At 61.7% G+C, this 25781-nt stretch carries 20 protein-coding genes; 9 read left to right on the top strand and 11 right to left on the bottom strand.

Going from position 1 to position 25781, the window contains the following annotated elements; all coding sequences use genetic code 11:
• The first annotated feature begins 7 nt into the window (after nt 1-7).
• Together J3P85_RS00620 and J3P85_RS00615 are read left to right on the top strand one after the other, a co-directional pair.
• Nucleotides 8-3577: an amino acid adenylation domain-containing protein gene (locus J3P85_RS00620; RefSeq protein WP_434704538.1), complete on the top strand. Its 3570-nt coding sequence runs from the start codon at nt 8-10 to the stop codon at nt 3575-3577.
• 32 nt (nt 3578-3609) lie between these two features.
• The gene (locus tag J3P85_RS00615) at nt 3610-4074 is read left to right on the top strand and encodes an SRPBCC family protein (RefSeq protein WP_434704537.1); all 465 of its coding nucleotides are present in this window, start codon (nt 3610-3612) and stop codon (nt 4072-4074) included.
• A 798-nt stretch (nt 4075-4872) separates the two neighbouring features.
• Here the strand turns inward: J3P85_RS00615 and J3P85_RS00610 are convergent.
• Nucleotides 4873-6753, bottom strand: coding sequence for a methyl-accepting chemotaxis protein (locus J3P85_RS00610; RefSeq protein WP_186709998.1), 1881 nt, complete (start codon nt 6751-6753; stop codon nt 4873-4875).
• 254 nt (nt 6754-7007) lie between these two features.
• Here J3P85_RS00610 and J3P85_RS00605 point away from each other — a divergent pair, with 254 nt between their 5' ends.
• The 3 genes from J3P85_RS00605 to J3P85_RS00595 all read left to right on the top strand — a co-directional run bounded on the left by J3P85_RS00605 (nt 7008) and on the right by J3P85_RS00595 (nt 11089).
• Nucleotides 7008-7508: a sigma-70 family RNA polymerase sigma factor gene (locus J3P85_RS00605; RefSeq protein ID WP_434706303.1), complete on the top strand. Its 501-nt coding sequence runs from the start codon at nt 7008-7010 to the stop codon at nt 7506-7508.
• Nucleotides 7498-8499, top strand: coding sequence for a FecR domain-containing protein (locus tag J3P85_RS00600; RefSeq protein WP_434704536.1), 1002 nt, complete (start codon nt 7498-7500; stop codon nt 8497-8499). The genes J3P85_RS00605 and J3P85_RS00600 overlap by 11 nt, the downstream gene beginning before the upstream one ends.
• 85 nt (nt 8500-8584) lie before the next feature.
• On the top strand, nt 8585-11089 hold the full coding sequence (locus tag J3P85_RS00595; protein WP_434704535.1) for a TonB-dependent siderophore receptor: 2505 nt from the start codon (nt 8585-8587) through the stop codon (nt 11087-11089).
• 138 nt (nt 11090-11227) lie between these two features.
• Here the strand turns inward: J3P85_RS00595 and J3P85_RS00590 are convergent, their stop codons facing one another.
• Nucleotides 11228-12301, bottom strand: a complete 1074-nt coding sequence (locus J3P85_RS00590; protein WP_434704534.1) for a fatty acid desaturase — start codon at nt 12299-12301, stop codon at nt 11228-11230.
• A 100-nt stretch (nt 12302-12401) separates the two neighbouring features.
• On the opposite strand from J3P85_RS00590, the gene J3P85_RS00585 reads away from it, so the two are divergent.
• Complete coding sequence (locus J3P85_RS00585; protein WP_411386140.1) at nt 12402-13406, top strand: AraC family transcriptional regulator; 1005 nt, start codon at nt 12402-12404, stop codon at nt 13404-13406.
• Between the two features lie 277 nt (nt 13407-13683).
• Here the strand turns inward: J3P85_RS00585 and J3P85_RS00580 are convergent, their stop codons facing one another.
• The 3 genes from J3P85_RS00580 to J3P85_RS00570 form a co-directional block, all read right to left on the bottom strand.
• Nucleotides 13684-14922 carry a type II toxin-antitoxin system HipA family toxin gene (locus J3P85_RS00580; RefSeq protein WP_434704533.1) on the bottom strand — a complete coding sequence of 413 codons (1239 nt, stop codon included), beginning with the start codon at nt 14920-14922 and terminating at the stop codon, nt 13684-13686.
• Nucleotides 14915-15163 carry a helix-turn-helix domain-containing protein gene (locus J3P85_RS00575; protein WP_434706302.1) on the bottom strand — a complete coding sequence of 83 codons (249 nt, stop codon included), beginning with the start codon at nt 15161-15163 and terminating at the stop codon, nt 14915-14917. Before J3P85_RS00575 ends, J3P85_RS00580 begins: the two co-directional genes overlap by 8 nt.
• A gap of 273 nt (nt 15164-15436) precedes the next feature.
• Entirely contained in the window at nt 15437-16123 is a 687-nt protein-coding gene (locus tag J3P85_RS00570; RefSeq protein WP_250965368.1) for a Crp/Fnr family transcriptional regulator, read from the bottom strand.
• 87 nt (nt 16124-16210) lie between these two features.
• Here J3P85_RS00570 and J3P85_RS00565 point away from each other — a divergent pair, with 87 nt between their 5' ends.
• Nucleotides 16211-16735 carry a DUF962 domain-containing protein gene (locus J3P85_RS00565; RefSeq protein ID WP_434704531.1) on the top strand — a complete coding sequence of 175 codons (525 nt, stop codon included), beginning with the start codon at nt 16211-16213 and terminating at the stop codon, nt 16733-16735.
• Nucleotides 16736-16951: 216 nt separating this feature from the next.
• Here J3P85_RS00565 and J3P85_RS00560 read toward each other — a convergent pair whose 3' ends face one another.
• From J3P85_RS00560 to oscA, 5 genes are all read right to left on the bottom strand, one after another.
• Complete coding sequence (locus J3P85_RS00560) at nt 16952-17941, bottom strand: sulfate/molybdate ABC transporter ATP-binding protein (protein ID WP_047700099.1); 990 nt, start codon at nt 17939-17941, stop codon at nt 16952-16954.
• Nucleotides 17942-17944: 3 nt separating this feature from the next.
• A complete protein-coding gene (gene cysW / locus J3P85_RS00555) occupies nt 17945-18814 on the bottom strand; it encodes a sulfate ABC transporter permease subunit CysW (RefSeq protein WP_024618577.1) in 870 nt (289 codons plus the stop codon).
• Between the two features lie 13 nt (nt 18815-18827).
• On the bottom strand, nt 18828-19646 hold the full coding sequence (cysT, locus tag J3P85_RS00550; RefSeq protein ID WP_013692011.1) for a sulfate ABC transporter permease subunit CysT: 819 nt from the start codon (nt 19644-19646) through the stop codon (nt 18828-18830).
• Between the two features lie 148 nt (nt 19647-19794).
• Nucleotides 19795-20808 (bottom strand): sulfate ABC transporter substrate-binding protein, encoded by a 1014-nt coding sequence (locus tag J3P85_RS00545; RefSeq protein ID WP_434704530.1) that lies wholly within the window; start codon nt 20806-20808, stop codon nt 19795-19797.
• 138 nt (nt 20809-20946) lie between these two features.
• Nucleotides 20947-21129: a sulfur starvation response protein OscA gene (gene oscA / locus J3P85_RS00540; RefSeq protein ID WP_018613250.1), complete on the bottom strand. Its 183-nt coding sequence runs from the start codon at nt 21127-21129 to the stop codon at nt 20947-20949.
• A gap of 487 nt (nt 21130-21616) precedes the next feature.
• Here oscA and J3P85_RS00535 point away from each other — a divergent pair, with 487 nt between their 5' ends.
• Nucleotides 21617-22000: a DUF6124 family protein gene (locus J3P85_RS00535; protein ID WP_434704529.1), complete on the top strand. Its 384-nt coding sequence runs from the start codon at nt 21617-21619 to the stop codon at nt 21998-22000.
• A 366-nt stretch (nt 22001-22366) separates the two neighbouring features.
• Here J3P85_RS00535 and dibA read toward each other — a convergent pair whose 3' ends face one another.
• Nucleotides 22367-24274, bottom strand: coding sequence for a phosphodiesterase DibA (dibA, locus tag J3P85_RS00530; RefSeq protein ID WP_434704528.1), 1908 nt, complete (start codon nt 24272-24274; stop codon nt 22367-22369).
• Between the two features lie 145 nt (nt 24275-24419).
• Here dibA and desA point away from each other — a divergent pair, with 145 nt between their 5' ends.
• Nucleotides 24420-25604 (top strand): delta-9 fatty acid desaturase DesA, encoded by a 1185-nt coding sequence (gene desA / locus J3P85_RS00525; protein WP_434704527.1) that lies wholly within the window; start codon nt 24420-24422, stop codon nt 25602-25604.
• The last annotated feature ends 177 nt before the right edge of the window (nt 25605-25781 follow it).

The raw sequence follows: 25781 nt of genomic DNA, 5'->3' as shown, positions 1-25781 counted from the left end.
CCTTTCCATGAGACGCCTCGACATTGCAGTGCCTGGCACCAGCCAGGCCATGGCCGAACTGGCCCGGGAATTGGAGCAGCACGGTCACGCGGTGGTGGACCTGCAATCGTCGGTCGACCTGTTGATCGACGACGGTACGACACCGCGCGCCATTGACGCCCGCTCATGCCTTCAGGTCCGCGTGGCGCTGCGCTCGCTGCCCGGCGAGGCATTGCCGCAACCGGTGCTGCTCTTTCACGACGGTGCGCAGCGGCTGTTGTGCCAGGAAGTGATCGCGCCGCAACGCGATGGCAATGGTCAATCCTTGCGCCTGCGTACGCTGGCGACGCTGGTCGAAACCGGCGCACGACTGGTCAGCCAGTTGTCCCGGGATGAGACCTGCTTCGATGATTGGCCGACGGTACACGCTGACGCCATTGACCACCCCCTGCTCGGGCTCGATGCGCTGGAGCCGCTGGCCTTCGAGCACGGCCTCAATCGGCCACCGGTGCCCTGGTTGCTGGCCGCCGCCGACGTGCCGGTGATGCACAGCATCGAACAGCGCCTGCTCGATGACGCGACGCAACCGGCCCTGTGGGTCGATGGGCAATTGATCGACTACAAATCCTTGCGCCGCCTGGCGCTGAGGTTGCAGCAGCCGATGTTGGAAATACTGCACCGAGCAGAACATGATAAAGGAGCTGTTGGAGAACCTGTTGGAGCAAGAAAAGCAGAACCTGTGGGAGCAAGGCTTGCCCGCGATGAAGACGCCGAGGTTCCCAACCAAACCGCGTCATCGTTCATCGGGGGCAAGCCTTCCTCCCACAGGACTTCTTCCCACGGGCCGTGTTCCCATAAAGTAATCGGCGTGTGCCTGCCCAAATCCGCGCACCTGTACGCGGCAATCCTGGCGGTGCTCGGCTGTGGGGCGGTGTACCTGCCGCTGGACCCGCAGCATCCGGCGCAACGTCGGCGCTTTATCCTGGAAAATGCCCAGGCGGACCTGCTGCTGCACGACGGCGACAGCGACTTGGGCGACCTGATGCTGCCAACGCTGAACATCCATCAGCTGCCAGCGCCCAAGCCAGGCATTCCGGCCTCGTTGATCCGCCGCACCGTGGATGGCGACGAACCGGCCGTGGCGATCTACACCTCCGGCACCACTGGCCAGCCCAAAGGCGTGTTGCTCAGCCAACGCAACCTCAGCCATTTCTGCGCCTGGTACGGCGACTACGTCGGGTTGCAGCGCGACAGTCGGGCGTTGCAGTTTTCCACCATCAACTTTGACGCGTCGCTGCTGGATATCCTGCCGACCTTCATCCACGGCGCCCTGCTGGTGGTGCCCAGCGAAGACCAGCGCCGCGATCCGCAACAATTGGTCGCGTTGATACAGAAACAGCGGGTCAGCCACGCCTTCCTGCCGCCTGCGCTGCTGAGCGTCATGCCCCTGGAGGCGCCGTTGGGCCTGGCGCATCTGATCACCGGTGGCGATGTCTGCGAGCCGTTCGTGATCGAACAGCTCGCGCCACAATGCCGGTTCCACAACATCTACGGCCCGACCGAAACCACGGTGCTGGCGACCACCCGGCGCTTCGGCGTCGGCGACAACAACCGCAACCTCGGCATGCCCATCGCCAACGGTCGGGTGCTGATCCTGGACGAACAACTGCAACCGGTTCCCCAGGGTGTTACGGGCGAGCTGTACATCGCCGGCCCGGGCGTCGGCCTCGGCTATCTGAATGATCCGACGCTGACCGCGGCGCGTTACCTCAACCTGACGCTGCCCACCGGGCAAACGCTGCGGGTCTATCGCACCGGCGACATCGGCCAGTGGACCGACAACGGCATCGAACTGTGTGGCCGTCGCGATAACCAGGTGAAGATCCGTGGCTTTCGGGTCGAACCCGAGGAAATCGAACACTGCCTGCGGGAAAGCCAGTTGTTTCGCCAGGTGGCGGTGGGTGTTGATGAACGGCGGCGGATCCTGGCGTTCCTGGTTCATCCCGAACAAGAGCGCCCCGGCGCCGCTCTTCAGGCCTTGCGCGAGCATGTACAGAACAGCTTGCCCAGCTACATGCACCCGGCCGCCTACGTCGAATTGCCCAGCCTGCCCTACACCAGTAACGGCAAGGTCGATCGCCGGGCGTTGCTCGCCATGGCGGTGCAGGTGCACGTCGACGGCCAGCGGCGCCAGCCGCAGAACGCCTTGGAGACACAACTGCAGCAACTGTGGGCCGAGCTGCTGGAGCTGCCGGTCGACGACATCGCCACCGACGAAAGCTTCTTCAACCTCGGCGGGCATTCGATCCTGCTGTCACGATTGCTGCTGAGCATTCGCCAGGCGTTCGGCCGCAGCCTGTCGATCAATCGCTTCATCGAAGCGCCGACGCTGATGACCTTGGCGAAGTTGCTGGACGACCCCGAGCAAAACAGTGCGTCGAGCCTCAGCCCCCAGGCCTTCATCGATGCCGAGGCTGAGCTCAACCTCGACCCGCTGCCCATCAGCCAATGCGGCGATGTGCACAAGGTGGTAGTGACTGGCGCCAACAGTTTCCTTGGCGTGCACATCGTCGAGGCGCTGCTGGCCTGGGGTGCCACCGAAGTCGCCTGCCTGGTGCGCGCCAGCGCTGAACAGAGCGCGGCCGAGCGTTTCTCCCAGGCCCTGCGGGACAATCACCTGACCCATCTGGACCTGGACCGCGTCAGCGTCTACGCCGCCGATATCACGCAACCGCAATTGGGTTTGCCGGATGACGTCTATGCCCGCATCGATGCCACCTTCGGCGCGCTGGTGCACAACGCGGCCCACGTCAACCATGTGCTCGACTACGAGTCGTTGGCACGGGACAACGTGGAACCGATTTTCGAGTGCCTGCGCCTGTGTGAAGGGCGCAGCAAGAAGATCTTCAATTTCGTCTCCACGCTGTCTGCCTCCAGTGCCCTGGATGCCGACGGTCAGGTGCTGGAACAGCCGGCCGCCGAGACGCCGCCGATCTACATCAAGAACGGCTACAACCTGTCCAAATGGGTGGGCGAACGGATCCTGCAACGGGCCCGGGATCGCGGTGTGTGGGTCAATCTTTTCCGCCCCGGCAACATCAGCTTCAACAGCCTGACCGGGGTCTGCCAACCCCACAAGAATCGCTTGATGCTGATGCTCAAGGGCTCGATCCAGCTCGGCCAGGTGCCGGACCTGTCGCTCAATTTCGACCTGATGCCGGTGGACTTCCTGGCCCGCTTCATCGCCTTCCATGCCAGCCGCTACCAGCCCAGCCAAGCGGTGTTCAACCTGCATAACCCGCAACCGTTGAGCTGGGACGCTTATGTGGCGTCGTTCCGTGACAGCGGCCGTGAATTTTCCCTGGTGAGCATCGCCGAGTGGCAACGGCAATTGGCTCGGGTCGATGCCGACAATGCGTTGTTTGGCGTACTGGGTTTCTACCTCAACGGCTTCGAGGAAGACATCGGTGACATCTCGCTGATCAGCCACGACAACGCTCGCGCCGGCGTGCGGCAGATGGGCGCCAGCTACCCGGAAAAATCCCCGGCCCTGCTACGCCGCGGCGCCGAGTACCTCAAGGCCATCGACTTCATCTGAAACCCCCTCAACCCAAAGCAAGGAGCAAGACCATGAGTGCATTTCAACCCGACACCCTGATCAAAAACCCACAAGCCTGCCAGGTCGAAACCTCGGTGGAGGTCGCGGCCGATGCGGCGCGCGTCTGGGACGTGGTGGGTGATTTTGGCGGCTTCAACCGTTTCATCCCGGCCCTGGAGCGCATCGAAATGACCGGCGAAGGCGTGAGGTCCCTGCGCAAGAAGTTCTTCCGCGATGGGCAGAACCTGGTGGTGGAGCAGCTCAACAGCCGTGACGACCAGGCCATGCACATGACCTGGACGCTGATCTACAACACCCTGGGCATCGACAACCTGTGGGCGGCCATGCGCGTCGAACCCTTGGCCGGCAAACGCTGCCGCGCCACCTGGACCATCATCGCCGACCACACCGACGCCCATACAACGTCAGGCTTCCGGGATTTCCTCCAGGGCTTCGCCGATGAGGCGATGGGGAATGTGCAGGGGATGTTCAAGTAGCGCCCATCCCTTGTGAGAGCGGGCTTGCTCGCGAAAGCGGTGGGTCTGTGCCGATGATGTCGACTGGATGACCGCCATCGCGAGCAAGCTCGGCTCCCACAGTTTGGTTCTGGGATGGACGCAAGATCCAGGCTCACCGCCAATCCCCTGTGGGAGCGAGCCTGCTCGCGAAAGCGGTGGGTCTGTGCCGGTGATGTCGACTGGATAGCCGCCATCGCGAGCAAGCTCGCTCCCACAGTTTGGTTCTGGGGTGAACGCAAGATCCAGGCTCACCGCAAATCCCCTGTGGGAGCGAGCTTGCTCGCGAAAGCGGTGGGTCTGTGCCGATGATGTCGACTGGATGACCGCCATCGCGAGCAAGCTCGCTCCCACAGTTTGGCTCTGGGATGGACGCAAGATCCAGGCTCACCGCAAATCCCCTGTGGGAGCGAGCCTGCTCGCGAAAGCGGTGGGTCTGTGCCGGTGATGTCGACTGGATAGCCGCCATCGCGAGCAAGCTCGCTCCCACAGTTTGGTTCTGGGGTGAACGCAAGATCCAGGCTCACCGCAAATCCCCTGTGGGAGCGAGCTTGCTCGCGAAAGCGGTGGGGCTGTGCCGATGATGTCGACTGGATGGCCGCCATCGCGAGCAAGCTCGCTCCCACAGTTTTGATTCTGGGATGGACGCAAGATCCAGGCTCACCGCAAATCCCCTGTGGGAGCGAGCTTGCTCGCGATGGCATCAGCCCAGGCAACCCGTACCCATGGCAAGGGAGCAAGCTCCTCGCCACAGGGGATTGGGTCGGCTTGCGACTGAGGTCAGATCTTGAAGCTGTCCACCAGTTGCTTCAGGCGATTGGCCTGTTGGGACAAGGCATCGCAGTCCTTCAGGGTTTCATTGAGGTTGGCCACGCTTTGCTGGTTCAGCAGGTTGATGTGGCTGACGTCCATGTTGAGGGTTTCAACCACGGCGGTCTGCTCTTCGGTCGCAGCGGCTACCGACTGGTTCATGCCGTCGATCTCGCCGATGCGCTGCGTCACGCTGACCAGTCGCAGGCCAGCCTGGTTGGCCACTTCCACGCTTTCTTCGCTGGAGGTCTGGCTGGCGTTCATCGTGGTCACCGCTTCACGGGAACCGACCTGAAGCGAGGTGATCATCTTGTGGATTTCCTCCGCCGACTCCTGGGTGCGGTGCGCCAGGTTGCGCACTTCATCGGCCACCACCGCAAACCCGCGTCCGGCTTCACCGGCACGAGCCGCTTCGATGGCCGCGTTCAGCGCCAGCAGGTTGGTTTGCTGGGAGATGCCCTTGATCACATCCAGGATGTGCCCGATGTTGTCGGTGCTGGCGTTCAGGGTTTCGATCTGGGTGCACGAGAGGCTGATCTTCTGCGACAGCTCGGTCATGGCCTGGATGGTTTTTTCCACCACCTGGCGACCGTCATCGGCCTGTTCGCTGGCACCGCTGGCCTGTTGCGAAGCATCGGCGGCATTGCGGGCGATTTCCTGGGTGGCGGCGCCCAACTGGTTGATGGCCGCCGCCACACTGTTGGTGCGGGCGCTCTGCTCATCCGAGCCGACGAGCGAAGCGTTGGACGAGGTCATCACTCGCTGCGACAGGTCATGCACCTGGCGGGTGGCGGAAGACACTTCCGCGATCGACGCGTGAATCCGCTCCACGAACTGGTTGAACGAACCACCCAACACCGCGAACTCATCCTTGCCCTGCACCACCAGGCGTCGGGTCAAGTCGCCTTCGCCCTGGGCGATGTCCTGCATGGCGCGACCCATGGTGGTCAACGGGCGCATCAGCACCTGGATCAACAGGCTCAGCAGCAAGGCAATCGCCGCCACTGCGACAAACATCGCGATCAGCGCCGACGTACGGAACTGGCTCAACGGTGCGTAGGCCTTGGCCTCATCGATCGACAGGCCGATGTACCACTCGGCGTTCGGCAGGCCGGTCACCGGGGTGAACGAAAGGATACGGTTCTGGCCGTTCAGCTCGACCTCCTGGATACCCTTGCCAATGCGCACCGGCGTACCTGGGTAGATGTCCTTGAGGTTTTTCATCACGTGGTCCTTGTCGGGGCTGACAATCACCTGACCGTCGCCACTGACCAGGAACGCATGGCCAATGCCACCGAAGTCCACGGAGTTGATGATTTTCACCAGGGTTTCCAGGCTCAGGTCGCCGCCCACCACGCCAAGCAATTCGCCGTTGTGCTTCACCGGCAGGGCCACGGTCACCACCAGGCCACCCACCGCCGCCAGGTAAGGCGGGGTCAACATGGTTTTATCGGCGCTCACTGCCTGTTTGTACCAAGGGCGCTGACGCGGGTCGTAGCCGTCAGGCATTTTGGCGTCCGGGCGTTGGGTGAAGACACCGTTGGCCTGGCCCACATAAGTGAATTGGAAGTTCGACGTCAGCGCCGGCTGATCCACCAGCCCCGGCAGATCGGCAGCAGTGCCCTGATGCGCGATGTTTTGCGCCAGGTTTTCCAATACCAGGATCCGCCCACTCATCCAGTTCTGGATGCTGCTGGCCGTCAGGTCGCCGGACTGCTCGATGGACGACTCCAGGCTGCTGCCGATGGTGTTGCGCTGCAAATAATCGTTGTAGAGCGTGAACAGGGCAAAAGCCAGAACCACCACACCAGAGGCGGCAAGAAGGATTTTGTGGCTGAACTTTAGATTCATCGATGGGGCTTCTTATGCAAGGAGTGGGGGTGCATTCCAGGTTGCAACGTTCCATGTAACAGCGCGGGCAGTCTCGTCACTTGCTCCACTTTGGTGCACGCATATCCACTCTGTCGGCAAGCTTGTACAAATAATTAGGCATTTGTACAAATAGGCGACAGGAGGCTCGCCGGGTCGAACGGTGGTTGCAAATTCGCCGACGGCTGATGACAATGCGACACGTTATCATTCGTAACATCCAGGCCGTCGCGTCCATGTCATCTCCCGAGTTTGCAGTACAGGCGCTCTACAGCCAGCATCACGGCTGGCTCAACACATGGCTGCGCACCCGCTTGGGCAATGCCGCCGATGCGGCCGACCTGGCCCAGGACACCTTCGTGCGCCTGTTGCAGCGTAGCGAACGCCCGGAGCTTCGGGCCCCACGCGCCTTTTTACGCACCATCGCCCAAGGCCTGGTGATCGACCATTGGCGGCGGGAAGAAATCGAACGCGCCTACCTCCAAACCATAGCGCACCTGCCGGAAGCCGAAACCCCCGGCGCCGAAGCCCAGGCCTTGATCCTGGAATTGCTCGAAGCCATTGCCAAGATGCTCGAAGGCCTCAAGCCGAAAGTCCGCAAGGCCTTTCTGTTGGCCCAATGCGAAGGCCTGACGTACAAGCAGATTGCCGAACAGATGGGCATTTCGTTGCGCTCGGTGGAGCGCTACGTCGCCGATGCGCTGTACCACTGCTACGTGTTGCGCTATGAAAACTGAGCCGGCGGATCACTTGCAGAGCCGCCGCAACGGCCCGTCGCAACAGGTCGTCAGGCAGGCGATCAACTGGCTGCTGCGCCTGCGCAACCATGCCACTCACCCCAGCCTGCGCCAACAGTGCGACACCTGGCGTGCCGCCCATCCTGAACACGAACTGGCCTGGCAACGGGTGCAATCGCTGCACAGCGAAATAACCTCAAACCTGAGGGCCGTGCCCGGTGCCCACATCGCCCTGGACACCTTGGAAAACAGCGCCCAGCGCCTCAGTCGTCGCCAAGCCCTGAAGCTGCTGTCGGGCGTAGCCCTGATGGGCGGTGCGGCGTGGCTGGGCAAGGACCTGGGCTGGCAGTCGTGGAATGCCGATTTCGCCACTGCCACCGGTGAGCGCCGAGGGTTCCAATTGCCAGATGGCACGCGGCTGGAACTCAATACCCACAGCGCCGCCGACCTGGATTTCACCGCCCAGCAGCGCCTGATCACCCTGGCCCGCGGCGAAATCATGGTCACCTGTGGACGCGACCCCGGGCGTCCACTGCTGGTGAAAAGCCGCCATGGGCTGTTCGAAGGGCTGGAGGGGCGTTTCGTCGTGCGCCAGGACAGCGACTGCACACGGCTAAGTGTCACCAGCGGACGAGTGGTTATCCGTTCGCACCCCAACAGCGATGGCTCGCCCATCCAGGTGGAAGCCGGGCAAAGCTACTTGATCACCGCAGCGACAGCGACCCTGGCGCCACCGCTGGACATGGACGCAGGGGCCTGGGCCGACGGGTTGATCGTCACGCGCAACATGCGCCTGGCAGATTTTCTCAATGAAGTAGGCCGCTACCGCCCAGGCTATCTGAACTGCGCAGCATCGATTGCCGACCTTCGCTTGTCAGGCGTTTTCCGCTTGGAGGACACCGACAAATTGCTCGCCGTCCTGCCACGCACGCTCCCGGTGCAGATCCGCTATCGAACCCGTTGGTGGATCACGGTGGAACGCCTGGCCTGAATTTTTTTGGCGGGTTTCAGGCCGGCGTCCGGCTAGGACAGTAAGCAACCCTTATCGGCCTTCAGCGACTCCAACGGAACCTACAATGACTGAGCGCGTACTTCTCAAGAACCCCTTCGGCTTCTCTTCGCAACCGGGCCTGTTGCGCCAGGCCATTCATGCCGCGCTGTTCTCCACGGCGCTGGGGGTCAGCGTGGTGCCGATGCTCGCGGTGGCCGCACAAGACGGCGTGACAGCCAGCCGCCAGAGCTACAACATTGCCCCCGGCCCGCTGAGCGATGTACTGAACCAGTTCGCCCGCCAAGCCGGGATCACCCTGGCCAGCACCCCGGCGCAAACCGGCGGCGTCCAGTCACCGGGGCTCAAGGGCGAATACTCTCCCGACCAGGCCCTGAACCAGTTGCTCATTGGCTCGGGACTGGTTGCCGTCAGCCAGGATGGCAGCAGCTACGTGCTGCAAACCGAGACCGCTGGCAGCACACTGGAACTGCCGAGCACCGACATCAAGGGCTTCGCCCTGGGTAATGCGCTGGGCAGCATGGAAGGCTACAACGCCACCCACAGCCAGGTCGCCACCAAGACCAGTACCGCCCTGCGGGAAACTTCCCAGAGCGTCTCCGTGGTGACCCGCGAGCAAATGGACGACCAGGGCGCGCAAACCGTGTCCCAGGCCATGCGCTACACCCCCGGCGTGCTGACCAACCCCTACGGCGCCACCCACCGCTACGACTACGTGGCGATGCGCGGCTTCAACGACGGCTCGGTGGATAACATCTACCTCGACGGCCTCAAGTCCATGGGCGACAGCGGCACCTACAGCTCCATCCAGGTCGATCCGTATTTCCTCGAGCGAGTCGATATCCTCAAGGGGCCGTCGTCGGTGCTCTATGGCCGCAGTTCGCCCGGCGGCCTGGTGGCGCTGACCAGTAAAAAGCCCCTGTACGAGGCCTATCACCAGATCCAGGCCACGGTCGGCACCCAGGGCCAACGGGGCATGGGCTTCGATTTCAGCGGCCCGGTGGATGACGACAAACGCATCACCTATCGCCTGGTCGGCCTGGCGGACACGTCCGATACCCAGTTCGACCACAACAAGGAAAAGCGCTTCGCCCTCGCGCCCACGGTGAACATCGACTTCAGCGAAGACACCTCGCTGACGCTCCAGGCCTACCTGCAGCATGACCCCGACGGCGGCTACCACGGCGGCATGCCGGCCGCCGGCACCTTGCATCAGCGCAACGGCCGGCGAATCTCCGAAAACTTCTTCGAAGGCGAGCCGGGCGTCGACGGTTACGAACGCGACCAGCAGTCGTTCGGCTACCAGTTCGAGCACCGTTTCAACGACGTCTTCACCGCCCGGCAGAACTTCCGTTACCTGGACTCAGACGTCACCAACGATCAGGTCTATGCCTACGACTGGACCACCCCCACCAGCAACGAGCTGAACCGCTACTACACGGGCGCCGAAGAAAAGCTCCACGCCTTCATCGTCGACAACATGCTGCAGGCCGAATTCTTTACCGGCGCGACCAAGCACACCGTGCTGATGGGCGCCGACTACCAGCGGCGCAAAACCGTGGTCGACTGGACCAGCGGCAGCCTCGCGCCGATCAATGCCTTCGACCCGGTCTACGGTAACTCGGCCATCACCTACTACAGCCCCACCAGCTACCTGCGGCGCCTGGAGCAGACCGGCGTGTACCTGCAAGACCTGATCGAAATGGATAAATGGCGCTTCTCCCTGGGCCTGCGCCAGGACTGGGTCCAAACCTCGGATGAGAACCGCATCGCCGAGCTCGGTCGCCCGGCAGGCACTGAGATCAACGACAAACGCACCAAGCTCACTGGCCGTGTCGGTGCGCTGTACCTGTTCGACAACGGCCTGGCGCCGTACATCAGCTATTCCGAGTCGTTCAACCCGAACTCCTATGCCGACAGCGCCGGCAATCCACTGGCGCCCACCGATGGCAAGCAATGGGAACTGGGCCTGAAGTACCAACCACCCGGTACCGATGATCTCTACACCGCTTCGCTGTTCCGCATCGACCAGGAAAACCTCGCGACCAAACTGCCCCAGGAAAACTTCTACCGCGCCGTCGGTGCCGTACGCTCCCAAGGCCTGGAATTGGAAGCGCACCTGCAGTTGACCGAGCAGTTCAAAGTACTGGGCAGCTACACCTTCACCGACATCGAATACTCGAAATCGATGGTCAGTACCCTCAGCACGCCCACCAACATCATCGAAAACAAAGGCAACTCACCGACCCAGGCTCCGCGCCACATGGCCTCGCTCTGGGCTGACTACAAATTCGACAGCGGCGCACTCGATGGCCTGCGCCTGGGCGGCGGCGTGCGCTATGTCGGCTACAGCTGGGCCGATGCGGAGAACACCATGAAGGTGCCGTCCTACACGCTGTTCGATGCCTCGGTGGGGTATGACCTGGGCAAGGTCGGCTTGAAAGGCGTGGATGTGCGCCTGAACGCGAACAACCTGACGAACGAAACCTACGTCGCTTCGTGCGCCAGCCTGAGTTATTGCTACATGGGCGAAGAGCGCAATGTGGCGGCGACGGTGAGTTACCAGTTCTGACCTGTACCCGGTCTTGACGCATACCATTGTGGCGAGGGAGCTTGCTCCCGCTGGGTCGCGTAGCGGCCCTTGTATTTTGGGGCTGCTGCGCAGCCCAGCGGGAGCAAGCTCCCTCGCCACAAAGGCTTGCCCCTGCCCTTAGGCCTGGGCCATATCCCCTTCCTCCCGCACCACACCCTCCTCCCGCACAAACCGATTCGCCCGCCCGAACGTACCAAAGTCATTGAACCGCACGCCCATCTCGCGCATCACCTTATGGGCCACCGGCACCGTCAGTTGGCGAATGTAGAACGGCTCCCTCACCACGAAATGATGAATGCCATGGCTGCTGCCGAAGTTGAAGCAGAACGCCTGCAACGGCCACAACCACCACGGGTTGAGTACCTGGGTTTGCTGGATGACATTGCCCGGCTCGATGTCGCCGTAGTAATGCATGTTCGAGCTGATGAAATGCAGGCAAAAGGTGCGCAATACGTTCGGCCCGATGATCACCACCGCCGCGATGTCGATCACCTGCATCGTTGCCAGCGTGCTTGCCGACCAGTCAATTGAAGCGCCCATCAGGCTGGCGACGCCGTTGACCCCGTGGAAACCGAGGAACACATACCAAGCGCCCCAGTGCAGCAGCGCCAGCGGAAAATAAACTTTCAGCGTGCGCATGAGGATGCTGCGCTTGTGCGCCCAGGTCTTGGCCCGCAGCAGGCGGATGAAGGCCGACATCACGTTGTCGCCGACCATCAGCAACCGCGCCAGCCCCCAGGGTTCGCCGTTGGTAATGGCCCGCTCTTCCATGTCAGCCTCGCTGCCGGACACCTTGTGATGGTTGAGGTGCAGGTGGCGGCGGATCCACGGGTTGATGGTGCTCGGCCGCGCCAGCCACACCAGGCCCATCATCAAGTTGTGGGGCAGGCGCTGCTTGCGAAAATACATGCTGTGGATCAGGTCGTGTTCCAACTCATGGGTCAGGGACGCGAAAAACGCGTTGAGCAACAGGCACGACCAGCCAGCCAGATCACCGTTGAGGTAGAGCAGCGCCGAACCGATCATCCCCGCCAGGGCGAACGCCAGGATGCCCGCACCCAGCGCATCCTGATGACGCAAGATCGGATAGCGCTGACGTAATTCCTCACCCCGGGCCAGGACCACCTGGCGAATATGGGCCGCTCGTTGTTGTGCATTCAATCGCTCGGGGCTTGCGCAAGTGCCGTGCATGGCTTACATCCTCTGTTAGAGATGTGCTCATCCTGCCGGGCGTTGTCCCACGGGGTGGTAGCCGTAAACGCCAACCTGTTGACCGCAAGCGCCAATCGCCATGACGGAACCGACTTCCCTCGCCAGCTGGACCCGCGCCCTGCGCAAACAGCTCGATGCGCTGGGCCTGGACAGCCATGCCTTGTGCGTCGAGGCCGGCCTCGACCCGCAATGGATGGACGACCCGAACGCCCGCTACCCGCTCTCGGCCACCACGCGCCTGTGGGCATTGGCGGTGCAGGCCAGCGGCGACCCGGCCATCGGCCTGCGGGTGTCGCGCTTCGTCAGCCCCACCACCTTCCACGCATTGGGTTATGCCCTGGTGGCCAGTGGCAGCCTGCGGGAAGTGTTCGAGCGGATCGTGCGTTATCACCCCGTGGTCAGCGATGCCCTGGCCCTGCAATTGAGCCGTGGCGAAGACCGCTACCGCTTCAGCCTCGATGTGCCCCCGGGGCGGCCGGCGCCGGCGTTTGAAGCCATCGATGCGTTCGCGGCGATTTACGTGCGCACCTGCCGCAACCGCCTCGGCCGCGACTACGCACCGCTGGCGGTGTACCTGCGGCGTCCGGAACCGACGGACCCCAGCCCGTGGCACAAGGTGTTCCGCTCGCCGGTGCATTTTGGCGCCGCCCAGGATTGCCTGGAATTCAACCTCAGCGACTTCGACAGCCACCTGGACGACGCCAACCCGGAACTGGCCGAACACAACGAAACCGTGCTCGAACGCACCCTCGCCCAGCTCCAGCCACTGACTTGGGAGCGCAAGGTTCGCGCGGCCATCGAGGCGCAACTGCCCGAAGGCGAGCCCAGCGCCGAACGCATCGCCCAGGCCATGCACCTGAGCCTGCGCAGCCTGCAACGGCACCTGGCCGACGAAGGCTGCCGCTTCGACGCACTGCTCAACGAATGCCGGGAAAACCTCGCATTGCTGCACCTGCGCGATCCGCAATGCTCGCTGAGCGAAGTCAGTTACCTGCTGGGCTTTGCCGACGCCAGCAGCTTCAGCCGCGCCTTCAAACGCTGGACCGGCATGACGCCGGGGCAGTTCCGGGATGGGTTGCGTTAGGGATTCGCGGTGCCTGGGCTGGCCCTATCGCGAGCAAGCTCGCTCCCACATTGGAAGCGGTGTGACCGCAATAGCTGCGACAACACCTAACCCCTGTGGGAGCGAGCTTGCTCGCGATGACTTTCGCCCAGACAACCCAAGCCCGTGGCGAGGGAGCTTGCTCCCGCTCGGCTGCGCAGCAGTCGCAAAACCGGCCTATGCGATCCGCCTGTAGATTGCTGGGGCCTGCTGCGCAGGCCAGCGGGAGCAAGCTCCCTCGCCACGGATGCCGGGTGCATCAGTCGGCGCTGGGTTTAAGACTGCGTGCAAGGCCCGATGTCCAAGCGTCGACCATTGCTTCCCCTGTCGCTCGGAACGGTTGATGGCCATTCATGTAGCGACGCATTTCGACCAAGGCGACACCCATTCCATGAACCACCTGCTCCAACAGTTCCTTGCAGCGCTTCTCGGTCAAATTGCAGGCTGAGCGACCAAACCCCATCAGCATTTTATATTTCGGCCAGGCTTTGGAGCCGCCCAGCAGGAGCGCCATGTTGTCATTACGAATGTAAACCGCAGTACTGACCAGGTCATAGGCGGGTGCGAGCCTGATCGATGCGTCAGCGCCACAGTGGTCATAAAGCACCCCGAAATTCTTCAAGTGCGCATCACCATTTTTCAAGCCCGCCGAAAGCGCCACGATTTTAAACAGAGACTCCAGCGCCTGATTGAGCTTATGAGGTGAAACGTACGCCTTGATCTGCCGGGCCGCGCCTTCATACGAACCGTCGTACTTGGTTTTAGAAGGCGAGCCGTTGAGCACACAGAAGTCCTCAAAACCCAAGTATTCGCCAGTGCGTGACAAATCAAAACGCTTCACGATCAGGAATTTACCGCGCTCACTGAGCTCGAACTCCGGCACCTCAAGCCCTGCATGCAACGCGGCACGCATGCAGAAAAACTCGTTGGCAGCCAGCTCGGGAAATTCGTCCGCGCGAAAAGCCTTGATCAGGTGTGTGGCACCCCGGTGGGTCAAGCGATCGACTGTCGATGCGCTATCGCGTATGAGCACCTTGGGTTGTACGCCGGACACACCCGAATACTGCCCATAGGTGTGCAGCAGATCGTCGAACAACCCCTCGGCCCCGTCGTGTACAAGCAAATCAGCCAGACTGGTTTCAGGCGGCCCGGCCGAAATCCCCAAACAACCAATGCCCACTCGACCCAATTGATGAGGCCCCACGATGGCAAGCATGGCGAAGTCGTCAAAGCCTCGTACCGCTTTGCTGAAGCGACGAACCAACTCATCATGCAAGGCACCTTCCGGCAGGTTCATCTCAAAAATGGGTGGTACGCCGGGTTCCCAGGCGTAGCTTTCAAGACGCACCGGCATCGTCAGCGAAACCGACTGTTCCTCTTGCGCCCCCGTGGAATAGGCGAACACAGATTTACTGCGTTGCTGACCCCGCCCAAGAATGCCAACCGCCGTTTCACTGACGGTGACTTGCAACCTGTCCAGGCCTTGCTCGTCAGCCATGGAAAGCATCCTTTCTCAGTGAGTCGAGCGTGGGACGTTTCGCAGGGCGAGCGACAGCTGCCAGCTCGTAGCCAAAACCATTGAGGATCGCTTCGACCTTGCGGATACCGACTTCCGCAATCGTGTTGTTTTCGATGCCGGAAATCGTGGCACGGCTCATGCCGTACTGGGCGGCCAATGCCTGCTGGGAGAGGTGGTGTTCTTTTCGAAGTCGCCTTATCAAATCGCCTAGGTTTTTCATCGTCATTCCGCATCATATACAGTGCAAGTTGATAAAATATAATGGTATGCACTGTATTTAATTCAAATTTCATGAAGTGTAGCGCATAAACATGCGTGCTTGCTCGGGATGACCTTCGCCCAGACAACCCAAGCCCTGTGGCGAGGGAGCTTGCTCCCGCTCGGCTGCGCAGCAGCCGCAAAACCGCCCTATGCGATCCGCCTGTAGGTTGCTGGGGCCTGCTGCGCAGGCTAGCGGGAGCAAGCTCCCTCGCCACGGGTGCCGCGTCGGCTTTTAGATTGTGGTCAGGGCTCGCAACCGTTCAATGTCGACGATTTCGATCTCGCCGTAGCCCAGGTGAAGAATGCCCTGGGCCTGCAGGTCCTTGAGGATCTGGTTGGTGGTCTGGCGTGACAGCGAGAGCATCAGCGCCAGTTGTTCCTGGGGCAGTTGCAGGACCCGCCGGGCCGGTTCGGTTTCGCCGTAGCCTTCGGCGATCATCAGCAGGCGGTGGGCCAGGCGGGCCGGGGCGGGCATCAGGCTCAGGTGTTCGAGGTTGATGAAGGTCAGGCGCAGTTTGTGGCTCATCAACAAGGCGAGATGGCGCCAGTGAATCGGTTGCTCCTGCAGGAAAGCCAACAACGGCGCCTGGGGCACGTGCAGCAGCACGCCTTGACCCACCACGACCGCATCATGGGTCCGTGGCTGGCCATCGAACAGGCAGATTTCACCGAACCAGTGAGGCGCTTCCACCACGCTCAGCAACGCCTCCTTGCCCTGTTCGTTCACCGCACCGACGCGCACCGCGCCTTCCAGCACGGCATACAGCCCGCAGGGTGGATCGCCGCGCTGGAACAGCCGATGGCCCGGCGCCAGATGGCGCACCCGCGCCATGCCCAGCAGACTATTCTGTAACTCAGCAGGCAGATGGCTGTACCAGTGGCCCGCCATCAGGTGTGAGTGCCAGGGATGGGAATTCATGGAAACTCCGGGACAAGTGTCGGCTAACTGACAGAACGCCTGGTGATACCCGGGCATCATGCAGGCATCACCTCAGGAGGAACAACAATGAAAAGCCTCGTCGATCATCTCAGTCAATACGCCGCGTATCACCGCGACCCGCGCAACATCGCCAGCCACTTCATCGGCATCCCGCTGATCTTCGTCGCCGTCGCCGTGCTGCTGTCACGGCCCGGCTGGCCAGTGGGCGCGGTGCTGGTGTCGCCGGCGCTGCTGGTGGCGGTGGCCAGTGCCTGGTTCTACCTGCGCCTGGAACTGCGCCTAGGCGTGCTGATGACGGTGCTGCTGGGTCTCGCCGTCTGGCTGGGCCAGGTGCTCGCCGCGCAAAGCACCTGGGTGTGGCTGGGCAGTGGCCTGGGCATGTTCGTGGTGGGCTGGGTGATCCAGTTCGTCGGCCACTATTACGAAGGCCGCAAGCCGGCGTTCGTCGACGACCTCACCGGGCTGATTGTCGGGCCGCTGTTTGTGGTGGTGGAAGCCGGCTTCCTGCTGGGGCTTCGCGGCGAACTGAAGCGCGCCATCGAAGAGCGCGCCGGGCCGGTGGCGTTGCGCAACCAGCGTTCGGCGGCCTGAAAGCTACGCCACGCAGGTAGCGGTTAGGCTACCTCTGTGGGAGCGAGCTTGCTCACGATTGCGCTCGGCCAGTCACCGATGTATCGACTGCTCCACCGCCATCGCGAGCAAGCTCGTTCCCACAATGGATCTCCATATGCACACCAATATTGTGTTCACTAAAGTTCTACTGTGGGAGCGAGCCTGCTCGCGATGCTTTTGCTTGTTCTTTTGCTCTTAGAGGTTGGCGACTTTCTGCCAGACCTTCGGCTTGAAGAACAGCGTCTCGCCCTTCGCCAGCCCCACCAGGCTGTCATGGTCCTTCACCACTTCCGCCTCGATCAGTTCGCTCTGGCCTTCCACCTTCAGGGTCACCCGAGTGGTGGCGCCGAGCGGACGGATGTCGCGCACTTCGGCGGCGTGGTGGTCTTCCAGCTCCGAGCGCGACAGCGAGACTTCGTGCGGGCGGAACAGCACATGCCGATCCTCACCCAAATGCAGGCGGTTCGAGTCGCCGAGGAAGTGGTACACAAAGTCGCTGGCCGGGTTTTCGTAGACATCCCCCGGCGAGCCGATCTGCTCGATCACGCCCTTGTTCATCACCACGATGCGGTCGGCGACTTCCATGGCTTCTTCCTGGTCGTGGGTCACGAACACCGAAGTCAGGTTGATGTCCTCGTGCAACCGCGCCAGCCAGCGGCGCAGTTCCTTGCGGACCTTGGCGTCGAGGGCGCCGAACGGTTCGTCCAGCAGCAGCACCTTGGGTTCCACCGCCAAGGCGCGAGCCAGGGCGATACGCTGGCGCTGGCCGCCGGACAACTGCTCCGGGTAGCGGTCGGCGAGCCAGTCCAATTGCACCATGTTCAGCAGTTCATGGACCTTGGTCGCGATCTGGCTTTCGTTCGGGCGCTGGCCCTTGGGCTTCATGCGCAGGCCGAAAGCAACGTTGTCGAACACCGTCATGTGGCGGAACAAGGCGTAGTGCTGGAACACGAAACCGACGTTGCGATCACGCACGTCGTGGCCGGAGACATCCTCGCCGTGGAACACAATGTTGCCTTGGTCCGGGGTCTCGAGGCCGGCGATGATCCGCAGCAAGGTGGTCTTGCCGCAACCGGATGGCCCGAGCAGCGCTACCAGCTCGCCGCTCTGGATGTCCAGGCTGATGTCGTCCAGGGCCCGGAAGGCGTTGAAATTCTTGCTGACGTTACGGACTTCGATCGACATGACTTATTCCTCCGCGGCGCTGGCGCGCAGGCGGTTGATTCGGTTTTCGCTCCACTGCTTGAGCAGCAGGATGAAGAGCGCCAGGATCAGCAACAGGCTCGCCACAGCGAACGCGGCCACGTGGTTGTATTCGTTGTAGAGGATCTCGACGTGCAGCGGCAGGGTGTTGGTCACTCCGCGAATGTGTCCGGACACCACCGACACCGCGCCGAACTCACCCATGGCCCGGGCGGTACACAGCACCACGCCATAGATCAGGCCCCACTTGATGTTCGGCACGGTGACATGCCAGAACATCTGCCAGCCATTGGCGCCCAGCAGGCGCGCGGCCTCTTCTTCCTGGGTGCCTTGTTCCTGCATCAGCGGGATCAGCTCACGGGCCACGAACGGCACGGTGACGAAGATCGTCGCCAGCACAATGCCCGGCAGCGCGAACACGATCTGGATGTCGTGATCCGACAGCCACGGCCCGAACAAGCCCTGGGCGCCGAACATCAGTACGTAGACAAGACCGGCGATCACTGGCGACACCGAGAACGGCAGGTCGATCAGCGTCACCAGCATGCTTTTGCCGCGGAATGAGTATTTGCTCACGCACCATGCGGCACTGACGCCGAACACCAGGTTCAGCGGCACCGAGATCAGCACGGCTATCACGGTGAGCTTCAGCGCCGACAGCGCGTCGGGTTCGAAGATCGCGGTGAAGAACGCCCCCAGTCCGAGCTTCAAGCCCTGGGACACCACGATGAACAGTGGCAACAGCAAGAACAGCGCAAAAATCAGCCAGCCGAGGCCGATCAAGACACGCCGCGACGTCGCACTGCCACGACGGGCGGCGTTGGTGGAGGCTGCGGAAATAGACGATTGGGACATGGTTCGCGCCTCCTTATGGGGTTTCGATGCGCCGCTGCAGCAGGTTGATCAGCAGCAACAGGACGAAGGAAACCACCAGCATCAGCACGCCGATGGAAGTAGCGCCGGTGTAGTCGTATTGGTCGAGCTTGACCATGATCAGCAACGGCAGGATCTCGGTTTTCATCGGCATGTTGCCGGCGATGAAAATCACCGAACCGTACTCGCCCACGCCACGGGCAAAAGCCAGGGCGAAGCCGGTCAACCAGGCCGGCAACAACGCCGGCACGAGGATGTGGCGGAATACCTGCCACGGTTTCGCACCGAGGCAGGCGGCGGCTTCTTCGACTTCACGGGGGATATCGGCCAGCACCGGCTGCACCGTGCGCACCACGAACGGCAGCGTCACGAAGGTCAGCGCCAGGGTGATGCCCAGCGGGGTATAGGCGATCTTGAAACCCAGGTCCGTGGCGAATTGGCCGACCAGGCCGGTCGGCGCGTACAACGCCGTCAGCGCGATACCGGCCACGGCGGTGGGCAGGGCAAACGGCAGGTCGATCATTGCGTCGATGATCTTGCGGCCGGGGAAGGTGTAGCGCACCAGCACCCAGGCCAGCAGCGTACCGATCACGCCGTTGATGATCGCGGCGTACAGCGCGGTGCCGAAACTGAGCTTCAAGGCTGCCAGCACCCGGGGCGCCGAGATGATCGCCCAGAATTGTTCCCAGGTGAGTTGAGCGGCATGCACGAACATCGCCGCCAGGGGGATGAGCACAATCAGGCTGAGGTACACCAGGGTGTAGCCCAGCGTCAGCCCGAAGCCGGGTATGACGGGGGATATGCGACGCGACATAAAGGTCCTTGGTTGAGAACTCGCAGGGTGCGGAACCTGTGGGAGCGAGCTTGCTCGCGAAAGCGGTGTATCAGGCAACAGGGTTATTGACTGTGCAACCGCCTTCGCGAGCAAGCTCGCTCCCACATGAATTGCGCACTATTTCAGCTTACTGCGCCTGATAGATCTGGTCGAACACGCCGCCATCGTTGAAGAATTTCGGCTGGGCAGTTTTCCAGCCGCCGAAGTCCTTGTCGATGGTCACCAGCTCCACCTTTGGAAATTGCCGGGCGTACTTGGCGGCCACATCCTTGTCACGTGGGCGATAGTAGTTTTTCGCGGCGATTTCCTGGCCGGCCGGGCTATAGAGGTGCTTGAGGTACGCTTCGGCGATCTCGGCATTGCCCTTCTTCTCGGCGTTCTTGTCCACCACTGCCACCGGCGGTTCGGCGAGGATCGACAGCGACGGCACGACGATGTCGAATTTTTCGGCGCCACCGTCTTCTTTCAGCGCCAGGAAGGCTTCGTTTTCCCAGGCCAGCAACACGTCGCCCTGACCGTTGTTGACGAAAGTAATGGTCGAGCCACGAGCGCCGGTGTCGAGGATCGGCACGTGCTTGAACAGCGCCTGCACATATTCCTTGGCCTTGGCTTCGTCACCCCCATTGGCCTTCAGGCCATAGGCCCAGGCGGCGAGGAAATTCCAGCGAGCGCCGCCGGAGGTCTTCGGGTTCGGGGTGATGACCGACACGTCGTTCTTGATCAGGTCATCCCAATCCTTGATGCCCTTGGGGTTGCCCTTGCGCACCAGGAACACGATGGTCGAGGTGTAGGGCGTGCTGGCGTCCGGCAGGCGTGTTTGCCAGTCCGCCGGCAGGGACTTGCCCAGCTTGGCGATTTCATCGATGTCACCGGCCAGGGCCAGGGTCACCACGTCGGCGCGCAGACCATCGATCACCGCCCGGCCTTGCTTGCCGGAACCACCATGGGACTGCTGGATCTTCACGCTGTCGTCCGGGTGCGCCTTCTTCCAGAAATTGACGAATTCGGCGTTGTAATCCTGGTACAGCTCGCGCGTCGGGTCGTAGGACACGTTGAGCAACTCGTAATCCTTGGCGACGGCGGAACCTGCAAAAACAGCACTGGCCAGCGCGGCCAGGGCATAACGACGAATGGACGACATGGTGAAAGCTCCTGGAATTCTGGTTTTCTTATGGCTTCTGGAAATTCGTTTGGCTTTTAGAAAGAGATCGCAGCCTTCGGCAGCTCCTACACCTAGCCCCCGTAGGAGCTGCCGAAGGCTGCGATCTTTTGGCTTTCTTCAAGACGACTTATGACTGGGTTGTTGCAGGCGGAATTTTTCCTTGCGCTCGATCTGGACCACCTGGGCGTTATGCACGGTGATTTCCACTGCCCCAAAACGCAGATCGCGCAACGCGCTCTGGATCTCGCGCAAGATGGTTGCTTCGTCCTGGCCGTCAACGCTACGTAGAGATGCGCTCATGCTGCTGCTCCTTTGAATGAATGCCTGGCAGTGGGCGGCACTGCTTGCGGCGTGGGGCAATAGTAGATAAAGGTAGATATTCTTAAAAAGACTATTTAAGAATTTTTATATAACCAAAATTACAGAAAGTAGCCGGCGTCCTACGGCAGGAGTGATTGGGGGGCTTTTTCCCCGCCCAATCCTCGGAGATTTCCTTCAAGACGTAGGGCTGTGCATGAACTAGGCACCCTGGTTTTGCAGCGCTAACCTAGGTTCGTCATCGCAAAAAACGGTGACACGGACGTGCAAGTCCGGCGGAGGACACAATTGTCGATGGCTATTCATCGGGCATTTTTTTATGCTCGCGAATCGTTATGGCAGCTGTGTATGGGAGACCTTCGGGTCTGCCGGGTACTCCGACCGGTCTTGCACACCTATGCATAGCTGCCACCTCTCTCGACTGTGCAAGCGAGGCGGTGTTGGCTCCTGAAAACTTCGGAGTACAACTATGTTCAAGCCATCACCAAATCCACCACAAAACGGCCACAAATCCCGCGTCCAAGCACAGGAAGAAAAAAAGCTCGATGACGCCGCCACCCGCGCCCTCGACTACTACCTCAAGCCCAAGCCCGCCTCACCGCCCGAACCCGACAAAAACCAACTTTTCATCGTGTCGCCCCACATAGACACCGAAACCCTGCTCGCCAACGCCTCCGAAGACCTGCTCTCCATCAGCACCATCGCCGCCGACCTGGCTGATGACGTGGATGACTCACGCCGCTGCGTCGCCCTGGCGATCAGTCGAATGGCCGATGGGGTTCAGTTGCTGGTTGAGCGGGCGTTGGATCATTTGGAAACCAAGGAGATGGCGGCGCCTGGGGCCAAGGGGTAGCGCTTTGCTCTGATGCAAGCGGGGCCGACGCCATCGCGAGCAAGCTCGCTCCCACAGGTAATGCCGTTCACTTAAGAAAAATGATGACCCTGTGGCGAGGGAGCTTGCTCCCGCTCGGCTGCGAAGCAGTCGTAAACCGGCAGGTGCGGTGTGTCTGATACGCCGCAATTGGCAGGTTTTGGGGCCGCTTCGCGGCCCAGCGGGAGCAAGCTCCCTCGCCACGGGTTTGTCGATTGCCTTGAGTGAACAGCATTGCGCTCCCACAGGGCCCTGTGTCGAACCAAATCTCAAATTCAACGCCCATCCACTGTGGGAGCGAGCTTGCTCGCGATGGCGGTGGGTCTACAACATCAATACCACTAACGCTCAAGCAATAACCGGCGCCCGCTCCCAATCCAACTGCGCCGCCGCGACGGGCCGGCCAAACCAGTAGCCCTGCCCCAGCTCACAGGCCAGCCCAAGCAAAAACGCCGCTTGCTCACGCTGCTCGATCCCTTCGGCGTGCACTTGCATGCCCATGCTATGGGCCAAGGCAATGATCACCCGGACGATCGCCGCGTCATCCTCATCCCACGGCAACCCCGCGACAAAACCCTGATCAATCTTGAGCTTCTGCACCGGCAGACGCTTGAGCCGCAGCAGCGACGAATACCCCGTGCCGAAATCGTCGATGGCCAGCCGCACGCCCAACTCTCGCAGGCGATGCATCTGCTCCAGCGCCACCTCCGGGTCTTCCATCACTGCGCTTTCCGTCACTTCCAGCTCCAGACACGCCGGATCCAGGCCCGTGTCGTGCAACACCTGGGCGACCTGGTCATACAACTCACGACGGGCAAACAACCGACTCGAGACGTTGACGGCGACGAACGACAGCGCCACACCCGCCTGTTGCCACCGGCACATCTGCCGGCAGGCCTGGTCCATGACCCAGGCGTCGATCTGGGCAATCAGCCCGGTGCGCTCGGCGATGGGAATGAACTCGGCCGGCGACACCAGCCCCCGCGTCGGATGCTCCCAACGCACCAGCGCCTCGACACCGATCAAACGGCTACTCGCCAGGTCGTGTACCGGCTGGTAATGAACACGCAACTCTTGCTGTTGCAGCGCGCGACGCAGTTCGAAGGCAATTTCGACCCGTTGCTGGGCGTGAGCGGTGAGCTCTTCGGTGTACAGTGCGTAGCCGTCGCGCCCGGCGCTCTTGGCCTTGAACAGCGCCGAGTCGGCGTTGCGCAGCAATTGCCCGGCGCTGAGGGCATCACCGGGGAACAGGCTGATACCGATACTGGCGTTGATAAACAAGGACTGGTCGCCGAGCTGCACCGGCTCTTTCAGTGCATCGAGGATACGCCGCGCCAAGGCCGCCGCCTGACCTGGCTGCGAGCAGTTTTCCGCGAGCACCGCGAACTCGTCGCCGCCGAGTCGCGCCAGGGTTATACCCGGTGCAAACAGCCCGAGAAAACGCTCGGCCACGCCTTTGAGCAACTCGTCACCGACGTTATGCCCAAGGCTGTCGTTGATGTTCTTGAAATGATCCAGATCCAGCAGCAGAAGCGCACATCCGCGCTTGTGAAGCTGCGCCGAAGCCACGGCTTGCTCCGCGCGATCAGAGAACAGCAGCCGGTTTGGCAGGCCTGTCAGCGGGTCGTGATGGGCCAGGTGCGCCAGCTCATGCTCCGAATCCTTGATGGCGCTGATGTCCGAAAATACCGCGACATAATGACTGACCTGGTCGTTATCATCGTGAATGACACGGATCGTCTGCCATTGCGGATAGATCTCACCACTTTTACGACGGTTCCAGATCTCACCGCTCCACTCGCCCTGGCTGGTCAGGGCGGCAAACATGTCGCGATAGAACTCCGGCCCATGGCGACCGGACTTGAACAGATTGGGGCGCTGGCCCAGTACTTCGTCCCGGGCATAACCGGTGATCGCCATGAACGCCCGGTTCACATGCACGATCAAGCCATTGCGGTCCGTCACCAATACCCCTTCGCGGGTGCAATCGAAAACGGCCGCGGCCTGGCGCAGGCGCTCGCGATCGATGCCGTGCTCACCCTTGGCGAAAAACCGCGAGATCCGCGCTCGGGCCAGGAAGATAAGCCCGGCGCTCAGCAGCACCCAGGCATAACCGTTGATCAGCAGCCAGCGCTGCCTATCGACGAATTGATCGAAGAAACTGCTCAATAAATAACCAATCAGCTGCAGCCAGACGACTGACAGCACGAGGTAAAGCAGCGCTACGCGCATGGCACTGCGTTGATAGGCAGGCATTCGGCCATCCATGTCCCTACAAAGTGACGGGATTATAGAGGAAGAAACATTCAGCCACTCTTATCTGAAAGGCCGACTGGTTTTATCTGTGGGGCTGGTGATAATGCAACGGCAGTTTCTATTTTTATCGAGGGCCCTACAGCCTATGTGGTACGAAGGTTTTCTTGGCTTGTCGGCCTGGTCACTGGTGGCAGTCACCGTGCTGATGACCCACGTCACAATCATTGCCGTCACGGTCTACCTGCACCGTTATTCGGCGCATCGCTCCCTGGAGCTCAACGCCGGTCTCAAACATTTCTTCCGCTTCTGGCTGTGGTTGACCACGGCGCAGAACACCCGCGAGTGGACCGCCATCCACCGCAAGCACCACGCCAAATGCGAAACCGAGGATGACCCCCACAGCCCGGTCATCAAGGGTTTGTCCACGGTGTTGCGCAAAGGCGCCGAGCTGTACCGCGCCGAGGCGGAAAACCCCGAAACCCTGCGCATCTACGGCAAGAACTGCCCCGACGACTGGATCGAGCGCAACCTCTACAGCCGCTTCCCGCTGCTGGGCGTGGCGATCATGGGCGTCATCGACCTGCTGCTGTTCGGCACCATCGGCATCACCATCTGGGCCGTCCAGATGATGTGGATCCCCGTCTGGGCCGCCGGCGTGGTCAATGGCCTGGGCCATGCCGTGGGCTATCGAAACTTCGAATGCCGCGACGCGGCGACCAACCTGGTGCCCTGGGGCATCCTGATTGGCGGCGAAGAACTGCACAACAACCACCACACCTACCCCAACTCGGCCAAGCTGTCGGTGCGCAAGTGGGAGTTCGACCTGGGCTGGGCCTGGATCAAGGTGTTCAGTTTCCTGCGCCTGGCCAAGGTCCAGCGCGTTGCGCCGATCGCCCACCGGGTCGAAGGCAAGGGCCACCTGGACATGGACACGGCCATGGCGATCCTCAACAACCGCTTCCAGATCATGGCGCAGTACCGCCGGCTGGTCATCGCGCCGCTGGTCAAGCAGGAACTGGAGAAGGTCGATCACTCGGTGCGTCATCAATTCCACCGCGCCAAACGCCTGCTGTCGCGGGAGACCAGCCTGCTGGACGACCGTCACCATGTGCGCATCCAGAACATGCTCGAACACAGCCAGGCGCTGAAGGTGATCTACGAGAAACGCCTGGCCTTGCAGCAGATCTGGGTCAAGACCAGCAGCAACGGCCACGACATGCTCGCCGCCATCAAGGAATGGGTCAGCGAAGCCGAGGCCAGTGGCATCCAGTCCCTGCGCGACTTTGCCGATCAGCTCAAGACCTACTCGCTACGGCCTGCCACGGCCTGACAACCAATGTGGTGAGGGTGAGGGGCTCCTGTGGCGAGGGAGCTTGCTCCCGCTGGGCTGCGCAGCAGCCCTGAAACCTGCTGGCTCGGTGCATCAGATCAATTGAATTAACCGTCTTGGGGCTGCTCCGCAGCCCAGCGGGAGCAAGCTCCCTCGCCACAGGTTCAACACTTGGTA

This window comes from Pseudomonas sp. Z1-12 (genome assembly GCF_051132015.1).
Classification (GTDB): Bacteria; Pseudomonadota; Gammaproteobacteria; order Pseudomonadales; family Pseudomonadaceae; genus Aquipseudomonas; species Aquipseudomonas zanjanensis.
This window is presented reverse-complemented; position numbering and strand designations above follow the sequence as displayed.